This window comes from Candidatus Bathyarchaeia archaeon, assembly GCA_035283685.1.
Lineage (GTDB): Archaea > Thermoproteota > Bathyarchaeia > Bathyarchaeales > Bathyarchaeaceae > DATETJ01.
In genome coordinates, this window is record DATETJ010000009.1 from 53,593 (window position 1) to 76,815 (window position 23,223).

The 23,223-nt window shown below is 48.1% G+C and carries 26 protein-coding genes and 1 tRNA gene; 10 read left to right on the plus strand and 17 right to left on the minus strand.

Features of this window, described 5'->3' with window-relative positions:
• Positions 1-247: 247 nt before the first annotated feature.
• A complete protein-coding gene (locus VJ249_06890; GenBank protein HKZ94287.1) occupies positions 248-439 on the minus strand; it encodes a zinc finger domain-containing protein in 192 nt (63 codons plus the stop codon).
• 262 nt (positions 440-701) lie between these two features.
• On the opposite strand from VJ249_06890, the gene fen reads away from it, so the two are divergent.
• A complete protein-coding gene (fen, locus tag VJ249_06895; protein ID HKZ94288.1) occupies positions 702-1,742 on the plus strand; it encodes a flap endonuclease-1 in 1,041 nt (346 codons plus the stop codon).
• 519 nt (positions 1,743-2,261) lie between these two features.
• Here the strand turns inward: fen and VJ249_06900 are convergent.
• The 6 genes from VJ249_06900 to VJ249_06925 all read right to left on the minus strand — a co-directional run bounded on the left by VJ249_06900 (position 2,262) and on the right by VJ249_06925 (position 7,397).
• Positions 2,262-3,350: a hypothetical protein gene (locus tag VJ249_06900; GenBank protein ID HKZ94289.1), complete on the minus strand. Its 1,089-nt coding sequence runs from the start codon at positions 3,348-3,350 to the stop codon at positions 2,262-2,264.
• The gene (gene thiL / locus VJ249_06905) at positions 3,350-4,357 is read right to left on the minus strand and encodes a thiamine-phosphate kinase (protein ID HKZ94290.1); all 1,008 of its coding nucleotides are present in this window, start codon (positions 4,355-4,357) and stop codon (positions 3,350-3,352) included. Before thiL ends, VJ249_06900 begins: the two co-directional genes overlap by 1 nt.
• 371 nt (positions 4,358-4,728) lie before the next feature.
• Complete coding sequence (locus tag VJ249_06910; GenBank protein HKZ94291.1) at positions 4,729-4,965, minus strand: hypothetical protein; 237 nt, start codon at positions 4,963-4,965, stop codon at positions 4,729-4,731.
• A gap of 28 nt (positions 4,966-4,993) precedes the next feature.
• Positions 4,994-5,161: a hypothetical protein gene (locus tag VJ249_06915; protein ID HKZ94292.1), complete on the minus strand. Its 168-nt coding sequence runs from the start codon at positions 5,159-5,161 to the stop codon at positions 4,994-4,996.
• Positions 5,162-5,593: 432 nt separating this feature from the next.
• Positions 5,594-6,466: an aldo/keto reductase gene (locus VJ249_06920; protein ID HKZ94293.1), complete on the minus strand. Its 873-nt coding sequence runs from the start codon at positions 6,464-6,466 to the stop codon at positions 5,594-5,596.
• Between the two features lie 157 nt (positions 6,467-6,623).
• Complete coding sequence (locus tag VJ249_06925) at positions 6,624-7,397, minus strand: hypothetical protein (GenBank protein HKZ94294.1); 774 nt, start codon at positions 7,395-7,397, stop codon at positions 6,624-6,626.
• 188 nt (positions 7,398-7,585) lie between these two features.
• On the opposite strand from VJ249_06925, the gene VJ249_06930 reads away from it, so the two are divergent.
• Positions 7,586-7,660, plus strand: a tRNA-Thr gene (locus VJ249_06930).
• A gap of 75 nt (positions 7,661-7,735) precedes the next feature.
• Positions 7,736-9,022: a putative sugar nucleotidyl transferase gene (locus VJ249_06935; protein HKZ94295.1), complete on the plus strand. Its 1,287-nt coding sequence runs from the start codon at positions 7,736-7,738 to the stop codon at positions 9,020-9,022.
• 48 nt (positions 9,023-9,070) lie between these two features.
• Here VJ249_06935 and VJ249_06940 read toward each other — a convergent pair whose 3' ends face one another.
• The 3 genes from VJ249_06940 to VJ249_06950 all read right to left on the minus strand — a co-directional run bounded on the left by VJ249_06940 (position 9,071) and on the right by VJ249_06950 (position 10,734).
• A complete protein-coding gene (locus VJ249_06940) occupies positions 9,071-9,808 on the minus strand; it encodes a hypothetical protein (GenBank protein HKZ94296.1) in 738 nt (245 codons plus the stop codon).
• A gap of 202 nt (positions 9,809-10,010) precedes the next feature.
• A complete protein-coding gene (locus tag VJ249_06945; protein ID HKZ94297.1) occupies positions 10,011-10,316 on the minus strand; it encodes an FUN14 domain-containing protein in 306 nt (101 codons plus the stop codon).
• Positions 10,317-10,374: 58 nt separating this feature from the next.
• Complete coding sequence (locus VJ249_06950; GenBank protein ID HKZ94298.1) at positions 10,375-10,734, minus strand: cupin domain-containing protein; 360 nt, start codon at positions 10,732-10,734, stop codon at positions 10,375-10,377.
• 125 nt (positions 10,735-10,859) lie between these two features.
• On the opposite strand from VJ249_06950, the gene VJ249_06955 reads away from it, so the two are divergent.
• Positions 10,860-11,105 (plus strand): hypothetical protein, encoded by a 246-nt coding sequence (locus VJ249_06955; GenBank protein HKZ94299.1) that lies wholly within the window; start codon positions 10,860-10,862, stop codon positions 11,103-11,105.
• 19 nt (positions 11,106-11,124) lie between these two features.
• On the opposite strand, the gene VJ249_06960 is transcribed toward VJ249_06955, so the two are convergent.
• The 3 genes from VJ249_06960 to VJ249_06970 all read right to left on the minus strand — a co-directional run bounded on the left by VJ249_06960 (position 11,125) and on the right by VJ249_06970 (position 13,249).
• A complete protein-coding gene (locus VJ249_06960) occupies positions 11,125-11,478 on the minus strand; it encodes a hypothetical protein (protein ID HKZ94300.1) in 354 nt (117 codons plus the stop codon).
• Positions 11,479-11,567: 89 nt separating this feature from the next.
• Positions 11,568-12,923, minus strand: a complete 1,356-nt coding sequence (locus tag VJ249_06965) for a tRNA(Ile)(2)-agmatinylcytidine synthase (protein ID HKZ94301.1) — start codon at positions 12,921-12,923, stop codon at positions 11,568-11,570.
• An 89-nt stretch (positions 12,924-13,012) separates the two neighbouring features.
• Entirely contained in the window at positions 13,013-13,249 is a 237-nt protein-coding gene (locus VJ249_06970) for an Lrp/AsnC ligand binding domain-containing protein (GenBank protein ID HKZ94302.1), read from the minus strand.
• Positions 13,250-13,363: 114 nt separating this feature from the next.
• On the opposite strand from VJ249_06970, the gene VJ249_06975 reads away from it, so the two are divergent.
• Both VJ249_06975 and VJ249_06980 read left to right on the plus strand, forming a co-directional pair.
• Complete coding sequence (locus VJ249_06975) at positions 13,364-14,881, plus strand: NAD(P)H-hydrate dehydratase (GenBank protein ID HKZ94303.1); 1,518 nt, start codon at positions 13,364-13,366, stop codon at positions 14,879-14,881.
• On the plus strand, positions 14,874-15,395 hold the full coding sequence (locus VJ249_06980; GenBank protein ID HKZ94304.1) for a DUF367 family protein: 522 nt from the start codon (positions 14,874-14,876) through the stop codon (positions 15,393-15,395). The genes VJ249_06975 and VJ249_06980 overlap by 8 nt, the downstream gene beginning before the upstream one ends.
• A gap of 463 nt (positions 15,396-15,858) precedes the next feature.
• Here the strand turns inward: VJ249_06980 and VJ249_06985 are convergent, their stop codons facing one another.
• The 3 genes from VJ249_06985 to VJ249_06995 all read right to left on the minus strand — a co-directional run bounded on the left by VJ249_06985 (position 15,859) and on the right by VJ249_06995 (position 18,587).
• Positions 15,859-16,749, minus strand: a complete 891-nt coding sequence (locus VJ249_06985; GenBank protein ID HKZ94305.1) for a hypothetical protein — start codon at positions 16,747-16,749, stop codon at positions 15,859-15,861.
• Positions 16,750-17,078: 329 nt separating this feature from the next.
• The gene (locus tag VJ249_06990) at positions 17,079-17,879 is read right to left on the minus strand and encodes a metal ABC transporter permease (GenBank protein HKZ94306.1); all 801 of its coding nucleotides are present in this window, start codon (positions 17,877-17,879) and stop codon (positions 17,079-17,081) included.
• Between the two features lie 9 nt (positions 17,880-17,888).
• Positions 17,889-18,587, minus strand: coding sequence for a metal ABC transporter ATP-binding protein (locus tag VJ249_06995; protein ID HKZ94307.1), 699 nt, complete (start codon positions 18,585-18,587; stop codon positions 17,889-17,891).
• Positions 18,588-18,756: 169 nt separating this feature from the next.
• Here VJ249_06995 and VJ249_07000 point away from each other — a divergent pair, with 169 nt between their 5' ends.
• On the plus strand, positions 18,757-19,851 hold the full coding sequence (locus VJ249_07000) for a nucleotidyltransferase domain-containing protein (protein HKZ94308.1): 1,095 nt from the start codon (positions 18,757-18,759) through the stop codon (positions 19,849-19,851).
• Here VJ249_07000 and VJ249_07005 read toward each other — a convergent pair.
• Positions 19,825-20,871 (minus strand): hypothetical protein, encoded by a 1,047-nt coding sequence (locus tag VJ249_07005; GenBank protein ID HKZ94309.1) that lies wholly within the window; start codon positions 20,869-20,871, stop codon positions 19,825-19,827. The genes VJ249_07000 and VJ249_07005 overlap by 27 nt on opposite strands.
• Before the next feature lie 40 nt (positions 20,872-20,911).
• On the opposite strand from VJ249_07005, the gene VJ249_07010 reads away from it, so the two are divergent.
• From VJ249_07010 to VJ249_07020, 3 genes are read left to right on the plus strand one after another with little or no spacing between them, the layout of a single operon-like run.
• Entirely contained in the window at positions 20,912-21,898 is a 987-nt protein-coding gene (locus tag VJ249_07010) for an LLM class flavin-dependent oxidoreductase (GenBank protein ID HKZ94310.1), read from the plus strand.
• A complete protein-coding gene (locus VJ249_07015) occupies positions 21,895-22,809 on the plus strand; it encodes an LLM class flavin-dependent oxidoreductase (GenBank protein HKZ94311.1) in 915 nt (304 codons plus the stop codon). Before VJ249_07010 ends, VJ249_07015 begins: the two co-directional genes overlap by 4 nt.
• A gap of 26 nt (positions 22,810-22,835) precedes the next feature.
• Positions 22,836-23,213: a cupin domain-containing protein gene (locus VJ249_07020; protein ID HKZ94312.1), complete on the plus strand. Its 378-nt coding sequence runs from the start codon at positions 22,836-22,838 to the stop codon at positions 23,211-23,213.
• Positions 23,214-23,223 lie beyond the last annotated feature (10 nt).

The following is a 23,223-nucleotide window of genomic DNA, read 5'->3' on the forward strand; positions in this document are numbered from 1 at the left end:
GTAACTACACATAAGCGCCCGTTACCCAGAAAGCGCGCGCATCTGAACCAAGCTTGATGATGACACTAACGCGATGACCAATCACCTGCACACATACAGACACACCCGCCGACACCACCCAACACAGAATGACTTAACATATCATAAACTGATGTTCTTGCTTTCAGTCGGAAGAAGAAGACCATAGGCGCTAAGCCGCCTTCTAGCGCACAGTTACAACCACGCGGTCTTGATTTAAAAAAAAGCTCTAAGGTCCCTCAAAACCGCATTTTGGACACTTGTACGGTCTGCCAAACTTGCGACATCTGCCACACCGCCAAATCGTGATTTCGCCGCAGCTGGGACACTGAAACTTGGTGGCTTCAGTGCTAGGCGAGATTATCTTGTGACACGACGTGCACATAGGCATTGACGCGGTCGCAGCAGCCTTTTCACCCATGCTCATCTGAACCTCAATACGCAATTTTGTTAATCCTTAGCGGTGACTCCCTTATATCCCCTCTGCTCCACCCAACATAGGCAATGCGCACGCTAAACAACATTGAAGCGCACCACAAACCATGTTGAACCGCACCACAAAACACGAGCCAACAGAGCCACACACACCATACAGAAACCAAAACAAAACCCCAAAAACACCCTGAAAAGCCCCGCTTCAAACACAAAAATTTTTTCTGTGCGCGTACTAATACCTACACCTTATGGGCGTCAACCTCCGCGACTTGGTTCCAAAAACCACAGTCAACCTAACCGACTTGAACGGCAAATCCATAGCCATAGACGCATACAACGCACTCTACCAGTTCCTAGCTATCATACGACAACCAGACGGCACACCACTCAAAGACCACACAGGCAGGGTGACAAGCCACCTCAGCGGCTTGCTCTACCGCACCAGCAACCTAGTCGAAATGGGCATCAAAGCCGCCTACGTGTTCGACGGCGTCCCACCCACGCTTAAGGAAGTGGAAATCAAACGCCGCGCCCACGTAAAAGAAGAAGCCCTAGTCAAATACGAAAAAGCACTGCAGGAAGGCAAAATGGAGGAAGCTCGCACATATGCCCAAATGACCTCACGGCTCAAGGACTACATGGCAGACGACGCCAAACACCTGCTCAAACTACTGGGCATACCGTGGGTGCAGGCGCCAAGCGAAGGCGAAGCCCAAGCTGCCCACATGACCATGAAGGGCGACACAGATTACTGTGCCAGCCAAGACTACGACAGCCTATTATTCGGCGCACCAAAACTCTTACGCAACGTAACCATCAGCGGAAGAAGAAAGCTGCCCAGAAAAAACGTGTACGTCGAAGTTGTGCCTGAAACAATTGAACTAGACAAGGTGCTGGATGAACTGGGCATCACACGCGAGCAGTTGGTGGACATAGGCATACTAGTAGGCACGGATTTCAACCCTGAAGGCGTGAAGGGCATCGGACCCAAAACAGCATTGCAGTTGATTAAAGAGCATGGAACCATAGAGAAAGTCGTGCTCTCGCTTAAGGAAGCCAAGATTCCAGTTGAGCCTCAGCGTATACGCGAGATTTTTCTGCACCCAAATGTCAGGGACGATTATCCTCTGGCTTGGCGTGAACCAGATGTGGAAGGCGTGGTCGCGTTCATGTGTGGTGAACGAGACTTTGACGAGGAACGGGTGAGAAAGGCTTTAGAAAAAATGAGTGTGGGCATAAAGAAGAGCAAGGGCGCAACTACGTTAGAACAGTGGTTTGGCAAGGCTTAGCTAAGCCTCGTTTCTGCCGACTAGGACGGCTGCGGGAAAAGAGATTTCAAAAGAAGAAGGCGCCTTTTCCCTTTAGCCTTCTTCTACCTGTGTTGGAAGTGCGTTTAGCGGCTGTGGGTGTGTGGACATCGTCGTCAAACTGTTCCTAGTGACATCATCATCCAGATCGCTGTGTTGGCTTGGGCAGTTGCAGTTGAACATGGAAGGGTGGGCTGTTTGTGGCGGGTTTCTGTTTCAGATGTTATTAACTTCCACTTAGAATCAGTAATAATACCGAGCTGGTTTCTGTTCAGAAGCAGGTAGTCTGCGCCGCATGTTTGTTGACTACCACTTCAGTGTCGGGAATGTGCGAATGTTTGATGGGATAGCTCCCTCTAGGGTTTCTGCATTCTATTGTTAATATGATCCAAATAGACGGCGGCTGATGGGCTATGTAGTTGTTCATGACAAATCGCTTTTAGCGTCACTATCAAGCTTTAGGTGGCTTCTCTCTTTGAAAACACTAGCATGCGGGTTTCTTTATGATCTGACGGTCTGAGATATTCGTTTTAGGTATTCTATGGCGGATTCGTATGTTGGGAAGCTTCGCATTCCGCATTCGGGTCCAGCATAGGCGATTCTGTTCTCGCCAAATCTTTCGATGGAGTCCTTTAGCCTATGTTTCATTATGTCCACGGTCTCAAGATACCCGCTTGGGTCAATGCTGTTTGCGTTCAGGTTTTTCCAAGCGTCGGCGATTTTTTCGTTGATGGCGGCGTCACTCATTTTCTGGTTTGAGGTGCCTACTATTTGGTTTCGGATCAGTTGGTCAAAGTCGGTTATGGCGATGCTTGCTTTGAGGAATTTGTCAGTGGCTTCGAGTTGTTGTTTGGTGCGTTTAGCTTGGTAGAACGTGTCGTCGACGTGTGACTCGATAATGTTTAGGGATTTGGCTTGCCAGAACAATTCGTCCGAGGTGTTGTGCAGGTGCAAGCATGTTTGCGCGCCTTTTGCTTGAATCTTCTGCATGATGGTTTCCCATGCTTTGAGCAGGTTTTCTCTGCCTTCTGAGCCGCGGTCCAGCAGGGGATCATCGACGAAGCCGAAGACGGGGTCGTCAACTGAGACTAGTTTCACGCCGCCATGCTTATCATTGAACATGTTGGCGTCGATTATCTGGGCGAGCACGTTGCCCAAGCGGGTGAAGGTGTTCTTGTCCTTGTAAGCGAAGACGGAGCTGATTGTATAAGGTCCTGTGATACAGATTCGCAGTTTGAAGGGCTGTCCAAGTTTTTCATAGATGTACTGCGAGCGGTTTTTGATGGCTTGGGCTTCGGGCATCAAGCCTTTCCCAGATTTCACGGTCAGCGTACCCGTCTCGATGTAGCCTCCGCTAGCTTTGGTCAGTCCATTGATCATGTTGATGAACATTTGTGTCATGTCTCTGAACTGCGGATAGTTGGGCACATCTATACCGGCTTGAGCCTTGTCGATGAAACCAGATACTACCTTGTTTTCAAAGAAGAGGGTCGATTCGTTGGTCAGTTGTCCGTAGTTTGGGGCGCCTTCTAGGAGCTTGTTTATGTCGCCGACGAATGGTAGGCTGCCTACGTCGCAGGATTCAACCATTAGGAGAAGATTCCACCTTTGCGCATTCGTGATTTTGGAATGGTTGTTTTAAAGTGTTCCCATCCACGAGGCGCTATCGGAACTCGCTTCTTGAACATCTTCAACGTCAGGGTTTTCTCTGCTGTCGCCTTGCCAATCCTGATCAGTGGCACTTTTTTCCTAGCTCTCTCCAGCAACGCTGGCTTAACTGTCACAACAAGTTCGTATTCCTCTCCACCATAGAGGCAAAGCTCAACTGGGTCAACCTCATGTCGCTTGGCAAGATCGGCAACCTCCTCGGCTATTGGCAGATTATCAATTAGGAAGCCCACATTGCTAGCTTTTGAGAGTTCGTGGAGGCTCCAAGCTAAACCGTCACTTGAGTCAATTGAGCTGGTGATTGCGCCAGTCTGCGCTAGGGCTAGTCCTTCGTTAAGCCGCGCTTTGGGCATGAGGACGCTGTCAATCAGCTTTTTCTCAAGCCGTGCGGGAGGCGAGATAAGTCCAAGTAGAATTCTGAGTCCTGCAGCCGTCTTCCCAAATGAGCCTGTGACTGCAACGATGTCGCCTGGCTTGGCTCCGCTACGCAACATCAAGATTCTCTTGTCAGCAATACCAAAAACGGCGCAGTTAATGATGAGGTCGCAGGCTTCGCTTGTGTCTCCGCCCAGAATGTAAGCGCCGTATTCGCGAGCGCCGGCATTCAATCCGTTAGCGATCTCTTCAATGTCCTTTTCTGTGAAGTGCCGTGGAACGCCAAGCGAAACCATCAATGCAACAGGCTTTGCACCTTTTGCAGCCAAATCGCTGATGTTCATGACCACAGCTTTGCGCGCCGCTTGCCATAGGCTCATCTCAGGCGGCACGTCAGTCTTACCCACAAGCATGTCAGTCTTGATGACGCCAAGCCTTCCGTTTCCAAGATCAACTGCAGAAGCATCATCTCCGAAGGGTATAGGCATGTCAGGCATTGGTTCCAAGCGTTTCAGAATCATGTCAATTATCATGCGCTCGCCTAGAGATTCCACGCTTTTCAAATAATCAACCTCAGCTCTTCTTTTTATGGAGCGGAAAACGGTTTAAGTGTTTGTGGCTGGTCACCAACCCTCCTAAGAACACAGCTACATGAAATCCATTGAAATGTAAAGAAGCGTTCTGAATGAGTGAAGTTAAGAAGTGTCCCAAGCGTGGCGGCGATATGGAAAGAAGGACTCTGAGGACACGCGGTGGAGGATACTTTGTTGAGCTTTTCTGATTCTGAGAGTGTTTGGAGAAGGGGAAACATGATAGAATCGTTGGTTTTGTGTGTCAGGAATGCGGCTTTGTTGAGCTTTACGTGGATATGCAGAAAAAGAAAGATCGAGTGCCCGAGCCTACGCGAAGCTTAGTGCGATAAGGGTCAAATCGGGAAGACACTCCTTTTTTTCCAGACTGCAAAATGCCTTAGAATTATTTCCGTTGCTTCTGCCTTTTCCTTTCCTTCGCTTAAAAGTGAATCCCTACGTCCAAGCTTATACTCAAAGGATCGTGTCCTGTAACTGTAGTCGTCGATCCTGACGTAGAAGGGAGATCCTGCACTCCTCAGTTCACCATTAATCTTTGTCTGCAGTTTGTCAAGCCTTGTCCAAATGTCCAAATGACTTCACCTCGTGTAAGTACGGTTGCTAATATCGCGCAAAATACGCAGGTTTGTCTCTTGAAGTGCCCAAGAGCTTACGGTAAGCAGCCATTGCTTCTTCTCGGCATTTACCTCTTAAGCCTAGTATTCTTTCTTCCAGTGCTTCTATCTCGAATTCCCCGGTTTCATGATGAGTCCTGTTTTCTGTTTTCATGTTTATTTCCAGATTTAGGCAGAACGGAAAAGATAGAGACAAACGGGTGTACCGCGCTTCGGCAATATCCTTTATCCGAAGTCTACCTACTTACTATATAGAGCTCGCCCCTTATAAGGGAATGGCCGAATACGAAACCGAAGAAGAGAGCAAAGAAGGTTGGAGATGAATATATCCCGAAGTGTGCCTTTTAGAAGAAGTAGTCTTTCTTGCTATATGCATGTATGTGCCCTTTTGGGCATGTATGCTGATTGTCTACAAGCTTAATGGCTTCCAAACCCCTCTTTTCCATTACAATACCTGATTCAAATTTCACGCCACACGTTTTGCACTTAAGATAAAGGCTGGGCATATCTTTCAACCATTCAGTCTCTGTTTGCGTGTTCTAGGATTATAAGACTACAGGTCAAAGCACAAAGCTAAGTCTGCAGCTTACAGGCCGCTGTCATAATGCTTAGTGGTCTTATATGGTTCGTATTCGCCTCTCTCTCCAAAAGGTTCCGACCTCTGCAAGAGCTCTGATTTCTCGGTTTCAGACATTTCGCTGAACGTGGCTGCAACTTTGAGGTGTTTCTTGAGTAGATTAAGGGATTCCATGCCAACCACGACTGTTGAAACTGGCAGTGACATGGAGTAGCGAACGCATTCTTCAGCCTTCAATGTGCCCGTTCTTATGGCGTTTCCTCCGGCGAGGCTTTTCATGCCGATGACTCCGATTTTGCGTTCAACAAGGATGGGAATGATCTCCTGTGTGAAGCTCCTGAAGTGGTAGTCTAAAACGCTTACGGGCAGTTGAACTGTGTCCCATTTGAAGTTTCTTTGCAGCATGTCCAAGAAGATGCTTGGCTTCTTGTGCCCTGTGAAACCTATGAAACGAATCTTGCCTTCCTTTCGTGCTTCAACCGCAGCGTCCACTGCACCATCTTTGAAGAGGCGTTCAGGCATGCCCTCCTCGATTACTTCGTGGAACTGAACCACATCGATGCAGTCAACCTGAAGTCTCGTCAAGCTCAGTTCCAGATGCCTCTTGAAGGTTTCATAATCACGACCGTGGTTCTTAGTCATCAACACAACTTTTTCCCTATAACCCTCTTTCAACGCACGCCCCATGATCTCCTCGCTCTTTCCACCGTGATAGCAACACGCATTGTCCAGAAAGTTCACGCCATTATCGATTGCTGTGCGGATAATCTGCACGCCAACCTCGAAGTCGGATGGCAAACCTATGTGGAACCCGCCCACAGTTAACAGTGACACCATTTCACCTGTGGAGCCCAGAGGACGCTTGGGAATAGCCCCGTTCATTTCACCCCAAAACTCCTTCGAACACTCAAAAGGCTGCTCGGCATTGGCTTAAGCTTTTTGAGCATCATACCGCAACTGCTACAAGGTCCTCGAACATGCAAGTCTGAAAACTACACGTCTGTTTTGCCTGAAAGCAAACAAAAGCCTTTGCGACCATTCAGAGTTCTTTGGAATGCACAAAAAAGGCAAGGGCAAAGAGCAGATAGCTGGCATGGTAAAGCATTTCCAGCGGGTGACCGTTGAAATAACTCCCATCCAGAGTGGTATAGCTGAAACTCATATCTGCCAAGGTGGTAAGAAAAATCGCCGCGTTCATAAAATGCCAAGCCTTCCCAAGGCGACCCTTAAGCTTAGTGACAGTGAACACCAAAAGCCCTAAAACAGCCTCAAGGAACAAAAGCAAGTCCAACCCTGTATAGGCAAGGCTGATCCCTAAGGTGACAAAATCCAGTTCCGACGCGCTAGCCAACACCGGGATCATCAGCGAAGAAAAAACAAGAGCGCTAACGATGCCAACAATTGCACCCGCCAGTAGGAAAAGCCTCACGGAAATCGCAGGTTGAAAAAGCTCAACATAAAGCAACAGTGCAAGGAAAAGTGGAAGATACCCTGCAAGCCAGAAGACATCAGCTATTGAAGGATACGGAACCTCAATGCCCACCACCATAGTGTAGTAAGCCCAACCGACCTCCCCCAAAAACCAGAGAAGCATTCCCAGAGCAAAACTTAACCAGATCATCGAGAGCCTACTGCCAAAATAGTCCCAGTATCTCCGCAAAGCAAAGAAAGATGAAGCAACGGCCACGCCAGCAATGAAGGGCGGAGCAACATTAGAAAAATCGTACATAAATTCACTATAGAAACCCTGAAAGGCGTAAACAATGGCAACTCCGATGCCCCCTATCAAGCACAAAATGTACGCCATCTTCAAGTATGGACTAACAAAGCCTGTGCCTGCCTCAGTTTTTGGGCTCGGAGAACTCAAAGGGTATCCAACAACGCAGAATAAACCGCCCTTTGTTGTTATCGTTTATGAACAAGAGCTCACTACGAGCAATACAGACTGCAAATCACCAAACCTCTTAAGAACAGGCTTTAGTCTCAATATCCGTGAATCAAGCCCCGATAGCTCAGCGGCAGAGCAACGGTTTCGTAAACCGTAGGTCGCGGGTCCAAATCCCGCCCGGGGCTCCAACGAGTGCCATCTCATGAATCACTTAAATATCAAAAATCACCTCAACAACTAGAAAGACTGGAAAGGACAATAAAATGATTCTCGCCCTATTCGAAGATCAAACCTACGAGAACTTCCTTCCAATAACATACATAAGGCCAGTTTACGAATGCCGAACAGGAATGTTCACCCTGCTCGAACGCACGCAACACTCCTTGCAGGCATCAAGGCTCATCTGCTTCACACGGAAGTATCTCGCGCCAACCCTGAGGAAGCGAATCACACTTCCCGTGAACGAACCAAACGTTATCGAAGACGATCTTCTTCTGATAAACGGAACTCTAATCTTAGACCAAGGAACCAAACAACTCATTCAGAAAAAAATCACCAGCAACACTCTGATGATGCAAAACGGACGAGTAGCCGCTGCGCACCTAAGCCAAAACACAGCTCAAGGGTACGCAGATGAACTGTGCACACCCCTAACCAGCCAAAGCATAAAGAAACTCTCAAGAAACTGCAAGCAAGTCGAGACTTCAAAACTGCCTTTGCTCACGTACCCATGGGAGTTAGTAAACCACAACGCAGAACTGATCAAAAGAGACTACACAACTGAAGGAAAAAACGAAACCGAAGGAACAATCGACAGCAAAGCCACCGTCTACGGCAAGAAAACAGACGTACACGTGGGCAAGAACTCATTCATCGAAGCCCATGTGACTTTAGATGCACGGAGCGGACCCATATACGTTGGTAACGGCACCAATGTGCAGTCGGGCTCCAGAATCACAGGTCCAGCATACATAGGCGACAAGGTGACAATTGCAAGCGGATTGCTCCGCGAAGGCTGCAGCATCGGACCTGTCTGCCGGATAGGTGGCGAACTGGAAGAAACAATAATTCAAGGCTACACAAACAAGTATCACACAGGCTTCATAGGCCACGCCTACATCGGCGAATGGGTAAACATAGGAGCAGCCACAACCAACTCAGACCTAAAGAACACATACGGAAACATCCAAGTAGACATACAAGGAAAAAACGTGGACACAGCCACAACCAAAGTAGGCTGCTTCATAGGAGACCACGCCAAAACATCAATCGGCACACAAATCTACACAGGTAAGAAAATCGGAATTGCATCACACGTGCATGGCTTCGTAACCAAAGATGTACCTTCATTTACAATATGGTCAGAAAGCCTGGGGTCAAAACCAGCGGAACTCTACCTGAAGTCAGCCATCGAAACACAAAAGCGAGTTATGGCAAGAAGAAACGTTAAACAGAGCAAAGAAGACATCGAACTGCTCACGAAGCTTTTTGAAATCACCGCCCCAGAACGGAAGAAATCAGGTGTAGCCAGAAAGAAATTCGCGTTCTAAAGCCTGCAGGCTCACCGCTGCTTAAGGTAGATTACTTCCAGAGACGCTTCATGAGAGAAGGCGAGCGGTTACACCATCGAATTTCACGGTTTTGACTTCGCCTGTCTTAGTGTTCTGGAACTTCACCTTGTAAATGGGGGTGTAAATGATGGCGCGATCAGTGACTTCGAACAGCTCCTTTACTACGCGCTTAATCTCAGGGGGTCTCCTCACGATCTTGTTTCGCACGATGTCTATTTCCTCGTTTGGCAGAATCTCGAGCCTCTTGGTTGCTTCGATCTCAGCAGCGAGTTTCTTAGAATGTTCTTCCGATGGAGCAGAAGGTATGCGTTTAGGTGAGACCTCTCTGCCGTCGGCTGAGAGAACAATGTATGCTTTTGCCTCGTGAATGAGGCGTTCTTCTCCCTCAATTCGCACTACCTTGCCTACTGGTTCGCTTGAGACCTCAGGCTTGAAGGTTTGATTGAACAATATGACTTCCTGAGCTTTGTCGTCGACTCTCACGGTGTAAATGCGCCGTCGATAGTAGTCTATGTTGTATCTCCCATCGACAATTACAAACGCTTCATAATCCTTCTCAAATGACGCCTGTTGTATCTGGTCCGGGTTAGGTTTCAAAAAGCCAAATTTAACGAAAAGGCGATCTTTGACCTTCTCAGTGGCAAGTTTGATGACGGTTGGATCAATGAGAGTCTTGTAAACAATGATCTTTCGATCTGCCAACTTTTCAGGTATGGACTCCATGATGCTAGGAACTGGAACAGTCGCAACTGCCTGCACTGCCAATCATTTACACCCTAAAGTCAACAGCGCGACATGATTAATAAGTGATTTATGAATTGACGGTAAGTATTAAGCCACTATGGTTCGATTTCCCAAAAGGAACTGGCACAATCAATAAACTTGAAGCTATCAAAAAGGAATCTCCTCTGCCATAACCAACCGTCATGGCTCTGGCTCGATTCAGCGGAAATATAGAACTAATCGCTTAACCCATCTTGAAGCCCAAGAAGAAGCCCAGACCGAAGGCGCCCGCGAAAGGCAAGTGCGCAATAATCGGCGTTATCAATTCTGCCGCTTGGCCTGACAGACCTAGAGCGCCCGAAACAGAGTCTCCCAGTTCACCATAGTTAACGGTAATGATGCCTCTGTAGCCGAGGTATACAAGTGCGAGTATGAACAAACCGATTATGACAGCTACGATTTTCATGAACTTCTTCAAAGCGTATCCAGCTATGAATCCTCCAATTCCTCCCACTCCGAGCTGATATGAAAGTGGCGTCAAAGCGCTCAATGATCTTACCTCGCCTCATAAGTTTAGGCAATCCGTTTTTATGTCTTTTGGATAGCACCTAAACAAATTCCATCTTCGCCGCCTGCTCGGCAACAAGATAACTTGAAAGCGGCACCAGCACTGAAAGTAAGATGAGATTCCCCGAGCCATTTTTCCAGCCGTGACGTGTTCCTGCATCGGCTCTGGCTAGGCTTCCAGCCGACACCTGAATTGTCTCTTCCCCCACAGCGAACACTGCCACACCCTTCACCACATAGAACACTTCGTCAGCTTCAGGATGCATATGCAAAGGCACTTCCTGCCTTGGCTCAAAGCACAGCAAACGCCCAAGCCCCTTTGTGTGCCCAAGGGGCACTTTTACGTACTTCTCTGATGAAAACGTCGCCAAGGACTCTATATTCGTAACATCCATTCTCATCGGTCCTCACCGAGCATGTTATCGCATCGCCAATTTTACACTGTCGCCCAGTTCACAATATCTTAAATTCGGATAAAACGCACTCAGTCATATTGTAAATCAAACGCTTGAGGTGATTCAAGGAAATGGTCGAACTTTTTGAAATCTACTTGCTCAACCTAGCCGTAACAGTCGGGATGTTCGCAGTGCTTGTGTTTCGAGCTTGGCTTGAGCTGAGACACTTCAAAGTCCTTTGGAAAGAGGCTGAATGGAGAAGAACCTACGAGGTGGTCGGCAGAATACTGAGAGCAGAAAAGGACCTGTTCAAAGGAGTTGAAGGCGGCGACGAACTTTACAAGCTCCTAACGCAAATGTTCAACGTTGAAAAATAGACCTGACTTCGAGCAGGCTTTACGTTGCCTCAATTTCTGCTTCTTCAGACGACTCAACCTCGAGCTTTTCAGCATGAGGCTCACCTTCGCCTGCTTTCAATGTTTCAGTCTTAGGTTGAATCGGAGCCACTTGTTGCCTCATTGCAAGAATATTTGCCACTGTTTCCTCAATTCGCGCGTTATAATCCATCCACTTCTGTATCTGAATTATCAAAGCCTTGGTCATCAAAACAACAATCATCGTCATAATACCCAACGAGAGGATAACTGCACCGTAACCAGTGAACGTTGGGACCAGAAGCAAGGAAAAGCCGCTGCCCAGCATCACCGTGGCGACAACGAGTCCCGCCCAGTGTGCTTCATTTTCATCCAATGGAGTCTTCACCCTTCTAAGACACGGAACTCTCGCCTGCTAGCTATTTAATGGATATGAATTCAGAATCAAAACTCAACAAACACTTGTTAGGGCACGAGGTTTGGATTCTTGTTGACCCAAAACCACTGCAAAACCATCCTTCTGGGCTTGTGCATATTTTCCATCCCATAGCGACTGAGAGGTTTCGTCAAATGACGTTGCGAACGAGGCGACGTGACATAGAGTTCCGATTCCAAGCCTCTCTTAATCTCAGTCATATGTTTCTTGACTTTAACAGAACGAAAACCACATCTACCGCACCTGAAGCCTTGTCCAGCACCCATAGACTTCATACGTTTGCCACAACGCAGACACAATGGATTCATGAAAGCAAGCTTCGGCTCCAGACGGGTCACCTGAAACTTCTCCAGATTCACGGTCATCGGCCCAGTGCGCGACCCAGAACGAACACCGCCACATGCTTCAATTGCATCTCCAACAATCAGTTCAGAGGCTTTCCTTCTCAAGCCGCCAGTGGGCTCGTAAGCGGCACAGTCAATCTGCCCGGTTGCATCCTTGATTGTGAACACAACGTGCCTTCGAGGGACTATCCACGGCGGCTTGGAAACTGCGCCTTTGACAACCACTGGATGATACGCTCGTATGTCTTTGATTGAGGCAACTTGTCGAAGATGGGCGTCTGTGCCATGGTTTGTGCGAAATACGGTCCAACGCTCAACTGGTTCGAAACAACGGACCATCTGGTGAGCTTTCTTGACAATGTTGGCTGTTTGTCCTCTAATGCCGTAGAGGATAGGATCAGGTCCATGAGGCGAGATGAGAATTCGCCTCTTTTCTGAGTCAATGTTGTTGAATGTGAATGGCTCGGTTTTCTCGTTCATCTTGAAAACTGAGTCGGCGTCGACTCGTCTTCTGGTCCCATAGTTCGCGGGGACTCTGTACGCAATCAGTTCAAAAGTATGATCTTCAGCAAGAGTCTCCCCTACCGCTGCAAGGGCTCCGATGATTCCGCGTCCAGTTTTGAAGCCCACAGCCTCTGCCTTGTACTCGCTGATTAAGTTGAGCGCGTTTTTCATTTTGACTATGCCTTGAATCGCTTTCTTCGCAAAAGCAGTCAGCTCAACGGAAATCTTCTCCCCAGGTAGTAACACCAAGCCAGGTTCAGTGCCGGCATGCGACAAGTCGCTATTGGTTTCCACGGCGTCAACAACGACTTCCACAATGTCTTCAACCTGCGCTTCGTCACACCTCACCCTCAAGCATAAAGCGCCATTTCCACGGGTCTTCCACGGCACGTTTGGGTTTAGTCGCACAAGGTTTGGATAATCGATGAACAAGACGCCCAGAGCATGAAGTCTTTCAACCAAAAGCGACGCCACATACGTGGTACAGCCTGCTTGAGGCGAGTCGGTATCATCTATCCCGATATGTAGCGTGATCATTCAGCGCTAGCTCAGTCATTCAAGACTTAAGCTCTACGATAAGAATCTAGTCCTCTGGCAGACTTACAATAAAAAAGGAAGTTAAGCGGCTAAGGCGTCTCAACCACTATCATAGTCAGCGTGGAGCGAACTTTGTTCAAACGGCGCACATGCCATGTAACAATGTCTTTAAGTCTATCCATCGTGTCCGACCTGATCTTGGCAACAACATCATAGACCCCATAGACCACGAAAGCTTCAACCACGCCCTCCACTTTCTTCAATTCCTTCAACACTTCTTCCTCTGAACCAATCTCAGCGTTGATCAACACGAAAGCCATAGGCAATGTTCATACATTCCTCCATTGTGCTCTTTTTGCTTACACAGTTGTATCCTATAACCTAAAATATTTTGTCATACAACCATCAATCATTGAAACCGGTACAGGAGCGTTACATGCTTGTCGATTTCAAGCAGGGAAATGCGCGCCCTCGAAACTAATGCTGAATACTACGGCGTGTCAAAGCTTCAGCTCATGGAAAACGCTGGCAGAGCCGTAGCGGACGAAATCGCAGCTCGGTTCAAACCAAGCAAGGCTCGAATCGCAGTTTTTTGCGGGCTAGGTGGGAATGGAGGCGATGGCTTCGTAGCCGCTAGGCATCTGATCAGCCATGGTTTTCAGGTTGAAGTTGTGTTAGCTGGAAAGTCAAGCGAAATCACAGACAAGGCGGCTCAAGCAAACTGGAACGCGCTGCAACCTTTGAGGCAGAGCATAGCCATACACGAAATTCATGATTCAGCCATAATTCCAGACTTTGAAGCTGATGTTGTAATCGATGCTCTGCTGGGAATTGGGTTAAAAGGCGAGCCGCGACCGCCGATGCGCCAGTTAATAGCTAAAATCAATAGCAAGGAAGCATTTCGCTTGGCGGTTGACGTGCCCTCAGGAATTAACTCGGACACAGGCGAGGCAATCGATGAAGCAGTTGAAGCGGATCTAACAATAACTTTCCATAAGCCGAAACCCGGGTTAGAAAAAGCCAAGAAACACGCGGGCGAGGTAATCGTAGCTTCAGTAGGATTGCCTCCGCTTCTTGAACGGTTTGCAGGACCAGGCGATGTTCAAATAGTCGAGAAACCTCGCCCACCCTCAGCGCACAAAGGAGATTTTGGCAGATTGCTCGTAGTAGGTGGAAGCGAAACTTTTTCGGGTGCACCAGCCCTCGTTGCGTTAGCCGCTTACCGAGCTGGCGTAGACCTAGTTCATGTTGCAGCCCCAACAAGGACTGCCTATGCCCTATCTTCAATGTCAGCTGACCTAATCACAATCAAACTGGAGGGCGACCATCTCAGTCCGCGCAACATAGCTGCAATCGAGCCTTTCCTAGTGAAGTCAACTGCCGTTGCCATGGGCCCAGGTCTAGGACTGCACAAAGACACAAAAGAGTCCATCAAAGACATGTTGAAGCTTGTCGAAAAACACAAAATCCCCGTGTTGCTCGACGCTGACGGACTGAAAGCGTTTGCGGAGTTCAAGCGTCAACTGAAGTCGCGCACAGTATTGACTCCACATCCGGGGGAATACCGAATTCTAACAGGCCACGAGCTGTCGGACGATGTAGAGCAGAGAGCCGCAGAGGTCCAAAAGACAGCCCAAGAACTGAACTGCGTGATCGTGCTCAAAGGAAACACCGACATAATATCTGATGGTAAACGGACAAAGCTCAATTTTACAGGAAATCCAGGAATGACCGTCGGAGGAACAGGCGATGTAATGTCTGGCATAATCGCTGCTTTCTTGGCGCAGGGCACCGAATCCTTCGAAGCAGCGGTTGCAGGAGCTTTCATAAACGGTGCCGCGGGAGACTTCGTGGCCTCAGAAAAAGGTTACCACATGGTCGCCACCGACCTATTCGAATGGATTCCTAAAGTAATAAACGACCCCATGTCGCATCTGAGAGTGCGAAGAGTTGGCTGAAAAAGGACAAGTCAGGATATCTATATACCACGCTGAGCAAGATGACCCAAGAAAGTGTACAACGCTGAAGCTCAAGCGCTTCAGATTGGCGCGTGTGGTTCGGCACATCAAGGCGTTGCCGCGTGGTGCTGTAATTCTGAACCCTTTTTCTGAAAAAGCCTTTTCGCCCGCCGACCGTGCAGCGATAATCCGGCATGGATTGGCCGCCATTGACTGCAGCTGGATACATGCTACTCAAGTGTTCGAACTTAGTATGCGTGGTGTTTGCAGAGCGTTGCCATACTTGGTGGCTGCTAACCCTGTTAACTATGGCTCGCCAACAAAGCTAAGCACAGTTGAAGCATTGGCCGCCGCCTTGTGTATCGCAGGCTTCGCTGGAGAAGCCCAGAAGCTCCTTTCCAAGTTCAAGTGGGGACCTGAATTCCTCAGGCTGAACCAAGTGTATCTTGATGCCTACGCGGATGCCAAAAATAGTGCGGAAATCGTAGAGTTGCAAAGCAGGTTCATGGCGTAGGTTAAACTTAATTTCAGAAACGTCAGATATATGCACCCTTGGAGTCGGGGTTCTTGGCAAATAGACATTTCAGAATGTGCATGATTATTCGTTGTGGACACAAGTGCCAGAAGACACCAGAACGCTGCTTGCAGTGCTTGACGGAGAGAATAGAACATCGAGGGGTTCACAATGACGAAAAAATGACGGTAATGCAATCATGGGGATACGAAGTTTAGGACACGACTTGGCATAACTAAAATCCTTTGAATGCCACCCTACACTAATTGACGGGATCAGAGAGGAAGGCAGGGCCTCAAAATCAGGAGGCAGTTGCCAATTTCGCATAGTTTGGCATTCAAAGGAGGACCCCACTCCGTATTAATTATGTGGTTATAGAGGTATATAAGAATTGTTAAAACACGATTTGGAATGAGCCGGTATGAACGATTCAAATGATACAAAACCGCGAGGACTGAACGAGCTAGGTTATCAGTTTTACATACTCTGAACCTTTCCCTTCAGGCGAGCCTACGAGTAACCGGTGGTATTTCCTCTTGGTTTTCCTATCTGCCACCTCCTCCAGTTTTCCTTTGACAAGCAATGTTTCTCCCACTTCTGCTATGTCTCCGTACAGCCCTTCATAGGACACGATTTCCTCAATGTCATTCACCTCAGGTCCCTTGATCACCTTTGCTTCACGAATCTGATAGACTGCTGGCAGGAACATGGAGTCGAGGTTTTGATGGACTACGCAACCGACAATTGCGCTTCCTAATGGTTCATACACTTTGTCAGCGTATTGCTCGGCGACTTCTTCTTCTGGTTTGATGGGGTGCACGGAGAACCGGGTTCCTTCGAAGACGCCTATGTTCCATTTTCGTTTGTAGAGCTGCAAAGCTTCGTCGAAAGTTAGCGGATGGGCTTGCGTCTTGCTTTTGCACCACGATGTAAGATCGGCGCCTTCAAACCTCTTTATCTCTGAGCTTTTCAGTGAGTAGGCGTCAACTATTGCTCTCTTAACGGACAAGCTGTTCTTGTAGCCATAGACTGTTACGTCCAAGTCTGAAATGTTCAACCGGTGAATGCTGATGAGGATTGAGCCGGTGACGCCGAAGAGATCTGGCTGGACGCCGCTTTTTTCGGCAAGTAGCAGTATGAACTTTCTTAGTTTTTTCTGCAGCTGGTCTGATCGCTGCGCTCCCATTATCTGGACCAGTTTTTCCTCAGGTTTGTAATGCTTTGCCATAGATTCCAGAGGCACTGCTGTCATGAGAACATTGTTGAACGGGGAGTAGAAAAGATATTGTGGGTGGTCTCTTTCCAAGATTCTGAAGGTCTCGAGCAAGCTTGGGATCGTATAGTCTTTCAACATTCGTTTAAATCTCCAGTTTCCCCTCCCCCACTTGCCCAGTCTCGACGGAGCGTATTTGAGATATGATATGACTCTGTTGGGCGGATGTTGCGAACCGACAACACAAAAGAAAAAGCCTTCCTTCGTTCTTAGAAAATCTCTGTCCCTAAACCCACGCATAAGCCTTGACCCTTAGATTTCCATCTCTTGTATAATACTCTACTTAAATAAAGTGCGTTTGCAAGGTCAGAAGAAACGTGGACCTGGGCAGACGGATATGCCCATGGTTGAAATGGAAAGAAGCATCGCGAGAAAGTGGGCATCATCGGTACGACTTGCCAAATGGGCTCTTAGATGCTCATCCGCCTTCTCCATCTGACCACAGTGGTTGTCACAAATATCGCTACGCCCACAACAACAACCAACGGACCGGGCGGAGGCGGCGTTTCCAAATAGCCAAGGAGGCTTGCTAGCAAGATTCCTATAGATGCGCTGATTGCTCCAAAAAGAGAACTCAAGACAGAATACTGCGACAAGTTGGCGCTCAAATTTTTCGCAGCTGCAGCGGGAACAACAACCAAGAAGCCCACCAACAATGTCCCGGTTATCTTTATCCCAATTGCCACAACAAGCGATACCAGTAATAGAAATAGAAGATTCACTCTGGGAACATTTACGCCCTTCGAGATCGCGAGTTCCTCAGAAATCATACTTAACACGATTTTGTTGTAGACAATCTTCGTTAAGTATATGGCTACGACGGCGATTACCACTGCTGCTACTGCATCGGACAGGGTCACGGTGGCAATGTCGCCGAAAAGAGCTTCCTCCAACACTTCCAAATCTTGAATCATCAGTATCCCCACAGCCAGAGACAGAGTGAACGTGGCGCCCACAATGGTTTCAAAAGACAGCTTAGTGACTCTTCCGACTTGCCAAATGATGACTGATGACGCAAAGAGAAAGGCGAAGCCTCCCAGCAACGGGTTAAAGTTGAACAGGAGACCAAGGGCTAGACCTGGCAAAGCGACGTGTGAGAGGGCGTCACCGACAAGAGCCATCTTCTCAAGAACCATAATCGAACCTAGGTAGCCTGCCGACAGCCCAACAGAAGCCCCGATCAACATGCTTAACGCCAATTCTTCAACCATAATACTCACCTATTGTGGAATCACACACACGGGCTCGCCGTAGATCACCTGTTGCAGTTCGGGCTCCATAATCCGCATAGACTCGCCAAAGAAAGTGACGCATTTGTTCAAGGCTAGCATATAGTCTGAATAGTCTCGGATTATGTGAAGGTCATGCGAGATTAGTAACATCGTTATCTTGTACTTCTCCTCTAGGTCATTGAGCATCTTATAGATCGCTTCCTCGCTGTCCAAATCAACTCCAGTGGTGGGTTCATCAAACAACAAAACGTTCGGCTTGTCAATCGTCGCCCAAGCAATCAGAACTCTGCGCAGTTGTCCTCCGGATAAGGCGCCTAATCGCTTGTTCAACACTTCCTTGGAGTCCAAGCCAACTGACCTCAAGGCATCGTCCACGTTCAGAGTACCTTGGAACGCCATAAACTCCTTAACTGACACGGGGATGTCGCTTGCAGACAGGTATTGAGGCACGTAACCTATCTTGACTTTCGGCGTCCACTCGATTTCTCCCTTGAATGGAATCAGGTTGAGCAATGCTCTGAAAAGAATCGTCTTACCAGCGCCATTCGGTCCAACTATAGCTAGCGTCGTGCCTCTTTTCAACTTGAAACTCACATTATCAAGAACTGTTTGGTTGGGAAGTTCCACCGTTAAGTTTGACACTTTCAGTATGTACTCGTCAGCAGTCTCCATAGTCAACGAGCTCACTTTCAACTAACCCCAGCGTTAATATAGGCTTTCCCAACCGCGCTGAAACGCAAAGCAGTCAAAGAGAATCGACAATTTAAGCGACAGGTGGAGTCTGTCCAAAACAGTATATAACACGCTTTTACATTAACGCCACAAAACAGAGAGAAGCAATCTCAGAGGCTCATGCTTGGCTTTCCTCAAGCTCAGAGACCGCGACGCCATCGTCACTCAGGAAGGGATAATCATGCGAGTGTATGGTTATTCGCATCCCTCAAACGCTTACGTATGCGATCCCGAATACGCTCCCGGCCGCATCTACGAATCAAGGGATTCCAGAGCTTACAGAGAAAAAGGCAGGCAAGTCTATTACAAGTTTTACACTGACGAAGGGCTGCGATTCGTTCGCCGTAATTATCCTCAACATGTTATCTGGGTTAAACCGTTGAGACGGAAGCTCATCGGGGTTCACCACGAAAACGTTTGGAGGACAAGGCAGCCCCACGAGGCTCTTCAGTCTTTGTTTCAGAAGAGACCCAAAGACTCACTTCTGAAAGCTCTGCATTCACTTCTCGATCGCGTGCTACGGAGATCAAGCTTGCCCATGTCTGACTTTGGCGTTTTCGGTTCGCTCCTTCATGACTTCTACCACCCTGATTTCTCAGACTTAGATTTCATAATCTATGGCGACAAAGAGTTAGACCGCCTGAGAGAAACGCTAGACATCCTATATCGCGAAGCTGACTCGCCTCTACGTAACGAGTTCGTCGACATGAAATCCGTGCATGACAAGCAATGGAAGTTCCTGAACTACAGTCCAAAGGAGTATTTGTGGCACCAGAGAAGAAAGCGCATTTACGGCATCTTCAGTCCGCCCCAAAGGGGGAGAGCGATCAAAGCAGAGTTTGAACCAGTCAAACGCTGGAACGAAATTCACAACGAGTACGACCACATCACTAGCATCTCGCAAAAGGGCTGGATCAAATTACACGCCCACATCACCAATGCCCCAGACGCGGGGTTCATGCCATCAATCTATCAGATTGAACCAGTCATGACTCTGAAAGGTGCTAGACCTGACAACTTGCAGCGTGTTGTCTCATTTGTGGAGGAGTTTCGACTTCAGGTTGAGCAAGACGAGCTGGTTGTTGTTGAGGGAAATTTGGAGCAAGTCTCTACACCTGAAGAGAGTTTTCAACAGGTGACTTTGACACACGGTCCAAGATACTACGAACAAACACTGAAGGTTAGACAATCGTTATTGGGCAAGAATCAAAAAGTCTGACTGCCTATTCCCAACAATGAGGCGAAAGCACTCCTCCTGATCTCCCTCCCTAACGCTTTCAACCGTGCCACAAGCAATGATTCTTTCACGCTTTCTGGCTTGCTCACAAAATCTCCCTCTGAAAGAGACAATCTCTCGGAGAACTCGAGGCGTCGTGCCATTGAGCCATTGCAAGCCATTTATCTGATATGTGCACGGTGTAAAAATCATATTGGAGTCATTGGTTACAGTCGCGCTGATCATCGCCTCTCCCATTGGTTCATACGTGATTGAACCATATGTCTCGGTTGTCTCGTCCCAATCTTTGACGCACCGAATGAAGTAGTCTCTTTGGTGAAACTTGCCCTGCAGAGCTTTGCGGGACTCGGTTCGAACAAAGTCTTCGAACTTCACAACAGTATCTTTCGAACGAAAATCGAATAATGGTTTCAAATCTTGCATGGTGTAAGGTCTTACGTTACCCGCCTCTTCTCGAACCAGCCGCGTCAAAGCAGCGTAAACTCTCTTGCAGTTAAGTGAGCCGTAAACCACAAGGTCCATGTCAGACTTTGAGGTGTTCAGGCCTGCAAGAAGCGAACCTGAAACGCCCAAAGCATTCCAATTGACTCCTGCTTCTCTGTGCAGTAATTCTGCCAACTCAACTGTTTGCTGTCCAAGTTTGTCAAGACTTTTTCTGTGGCGTAGTTGACTCAGAAATTCAGTTGGTTGATAGTGTTTCTTCACAATCCCAGTTGGGACTTCGCAGAGCCATTGGTGGAATACGGAGTCGAAGACCAAGTATTGTGGGAACTTTTCGCGTAGCAAGGTGTATCGTTCTTGCAGAGGGTAGATTTTCTTGTAGCGTGTACTGCCTCTTCGTCTTTCTCCCTTCAGGTCGGGCGTGAAGCGTATGAAGGCGATTATCTTGTCAGGCGGATGGACTAGCCCCTTTACGTCGAATATGTTGCCATCGAAGGTTTCGATCAGGTCGCCTTCACGTGCCTTCATGATATTCCCAAAGTCTTTAGAGATAACAGTCATGTATTCTCTCTAAGATACATTTTTCGAGAGGTCGCCTCCAATGCAATTAGTCCTTGGCTTAACAAGCGGCATGCAGCTACGTCAAATCCACGATCTGGTAAACATCGCTGGAAAAATGAACATCCGAAAGGTTTGGGTAGGCGACGACATTACAGGCGCCCACGAAATCTTCACCTTAGTATCTACAATCATGCTCAAACACAAGAACATTGTCGCCGGAATCGGTGTAACCAGCCCTTTGATCAGAAACATCACAACTATTGCGCGAGCGTCTGCTACACTGGCACAAATCGGAGGCGATAACCACTTCAGACTTGGGCTTGGGATCGGCGGACTTCAAGACCTAAGGAAGCTCGGGATGACTGCTCGAAATCCAGCTTGCGCGTTACGCAGTGCTTCGACCCTTCTGCGGGAGATTTGGAAGAGCGAGAAAGTGACCTTTGAGGCTGACGACTTTAAGCTTAATCATTATCGCTCAAGCGTAAACGTGGACCGCCCGATTTCAATCTTCTTTGGAGTGAGGGGACCCAGACTGCTGAACTTGGCAGGTGAAATCGCTGATGGAATTGTCCTGAGCGGACCTACAACTTACTTGAGAAAGGCGATTACACTGGTGAGGAGCAGCATTGAAAGAAGCAGAAGATCGGTAGAAGATTTCACTTTTGTCATATGGGTTCCGACGATGCTGGTTCGACAGAGATCAGACTTGGGTCTAGTCAAGAAGATTGTTGCCTATGTCCTTTCAGATACTCCTAAGAGCGTTCTGGAAATGGCTCAACTTGATTTGGGAAAGGTCGAAATGGTGAAAAAAGCTGGCGAACGCCATGGGATAGCTTACGCCGCAAGGCTAGTGGATAAAGCCTTACTACATGAGTCTGCAGTTCAGGGAGACGCTACGCAGGTCTGTGAAAGCTTGAAGGGATTTGAAAGAATGGGCGTTCAAGAGGTTGTTTTCGGACCGCCTTATGGTTCCAAGCCACGTGTTGCATTGACAGAAGTCGCGAATGCGTGGAGAGACTACGCATGAAGTTCGGCTTGGGAGTCAACGTCAACGAGACAACAACCGAGGTTGTAGAAAAATGCGTTGAAGCTGAGCGGCTGGGAATCGATTACGTATGGGTCTCTGATGTTCCAGTGCAGTTGTATGCTCCAGCTGTTGTAGCCGCTATCGCCGAGAATACTCGAAAAATTCGTATCGGCCTTGGCTTAATAAGCGCATATCTTCATACGCCGCGTCACATAGCCCAAAGCCTCGTCACTTTGGTTGAGACGTACGGCGAAAGATTCGAACTGTGCATTGGGCCAGGGGACAGAGACTTGCTTAGAAGGGTGGGCGTTTCACTGAAACACCCTGAGGGTGTGCAACATTACTTCAAAGACGTAAAACACCAAATCAAAACAATGCTGAAAGAAAAAGGCATAGACTGTAGGCTCTGGCTTGGCGCACAAGGGCCAAAAATGCTTGAAGCCGCTGCAAACTTTGACGGCGTCTGGCTCAATTACGCGCACCCTGACCATGTGAAATGGGCTCTTGAAACGGTAAAAATGCACTGCAAAAGGAGTCTGCAGTTTGGAGTCTACGCCCCTTCTTATGTTTATAGTGATTTTGATTCCGAAATAGGCAGGCTCCTGGAAATTAACAGTGCTGTCGTGGCTCTTGGGGCGTCGGACGCTGTTCTTCGAAGGCTGAACCTCTACGACCTAGTTAAAGAGGGCAAGCATCGGCTCAGGGAAGGCGCCACGATGAAGTCCGTGATAAACTGCGTTCCATCCAAAGCCACGGAGTTGTTCTCCATCTCAAGACCGTCTGACAAGCTGAAGGGCTACTTGGCTCAGCTATCCGCCACTGGAGTTCAACATGTCGTGTTCAGTTATCCCCAAAACTACTCACTGAAGACTGTTAGGGAGCTAGCCCTAGCTTTGAAAAGACAACATTAAACATAAAAGCAAACGGAAAGCAATGTTTGCGAAAACACGAGAGCGTGAATAGAACGGGCGGCACATCAGGAAAAGGAAAGCATGTTAACTTAGATGAGATGATAGAGTTCGCGAAAGATGGCATAGTGAGCAAAACGCTGGTCAAGATGCCGGGAAGAGAAATCAGCCTGTTCTGCATGTCGCAGGGACAGTCCATGTCCACGCACAAGTCCAGTTTTCCTGCGATAATCCATGCGCTACAGGGTAGCGGAGAAGTAACCTTAGCTGACAAAACCTATCAAGCAAAGCCCAACGCATGGTTCTACATGCCAGCGCAACTTCCACACGCCATCGAAGCCACAGGCAACCTAGTCTTCCTGCTTACACTCTTCAAACAAACAGAAGAACAAACGCAAAAGCGTTGACACTGCAGAA

Excerpts from the sequence above, each read along its gene's own strand:
- VJ249_06890 (HKZ94287.1), bottom strand. The coding sequence starts at position 439 with ATGGGTGAAAAGGCTGCTGCGACCGCGTCAATGCCTATGTGCACGTCG.
- fen (HKZ94288.1), top strand. The coding sequence starts at position 702 with ATGGGCGTCAACCTCCGCGACTTGGTTCCAAAAACCACAGTCAACCTA.
- VJ249_06900 (HKZ94289.1), bottom strand. The coding sequence starts at position 3,350 with ATGGTTGAATCCTGCGACGTAGGCAGCCTACCATTCGTCGGCGACATA.
- VJ249_06915 (HKZ94292.1), bottom strand. The coding sequence starts at position 5,161 with ATGAAAACAGAAAACAGGACTCATCATGAAACCGGGGAATTCGAGATA.
- VJ249_06920 (HKZ94293.1), bottom strand. The coding sequence starts at position 6,466 with ATGAACGGGGCTATTCCCAAGCGTCCTCTGGGCTCCACAGGTGAAATG.
- VJ249_06935 (HKZ94295.1), top strand. The coding sequence starts at position 7,736 with ATGATTCTCGCCCTATTCGAAGATCAAACCTACGAGAACTTCCTTCCA.
- VJ249_06950 (HKZ94298.1), bottom strand. The coding sequence starts at position 10,734 with ATGAGAATGGATGTTACGAATATAGAGTCCTTGGCGACGTTTTCATCA.
- VJ249_06955 (HKZ94299.1), top strand. The coding sequence starts at position 10,860 with ATGGTCGAACTTTTTGAAATCTACTTGCTCAACCTAGCCGTAACAGTC.
- VJ249_06965 (HKZ94301.1), bottom strand. The coding sequence starts at position 12,923 with ATGATCACGCTACATATCGGGATAGATGATACCGACTCGCCTCAAGCA.
- VJ249_06985 (HKZ94305.1), bottom strand. The coding sequence starts at position 16,749 with ATGTTGAAAGACTATACGATCCCAAGCTTGCTCGAGACCTTCAGAATC.
- VJ249_06990 (HKZ94306.1), bottom strand. The coding sequence starts at position 17,879 with ATGGTTGAAGAATTGGCGTTAAGCATGTTGATCGGGGCTTCTGTTGGG.
- VJ249_07005 (HKZ94309.1), bottom strand. The coding sequence starts at position 20,871 with ATGACTGTTATCTCTAAAGACTTTGGGAATATCATGAAGGCACGTGAA.
- VJ249_07010 (HKZ94310.1), top strand. The coding sequence starts at position 20,912 with ATGCAATTAGTCCTTGGCTTAACAAGCGGCATGCAGCTACGTCAAATC.
- VJ249_07015 (HKZ94311.1), top strand. The coding sequence starts at position 21,895 with ATGAAGTTCGGCTTGGGAGTCAACGTCAACGAGACAACAACCGAGGTT.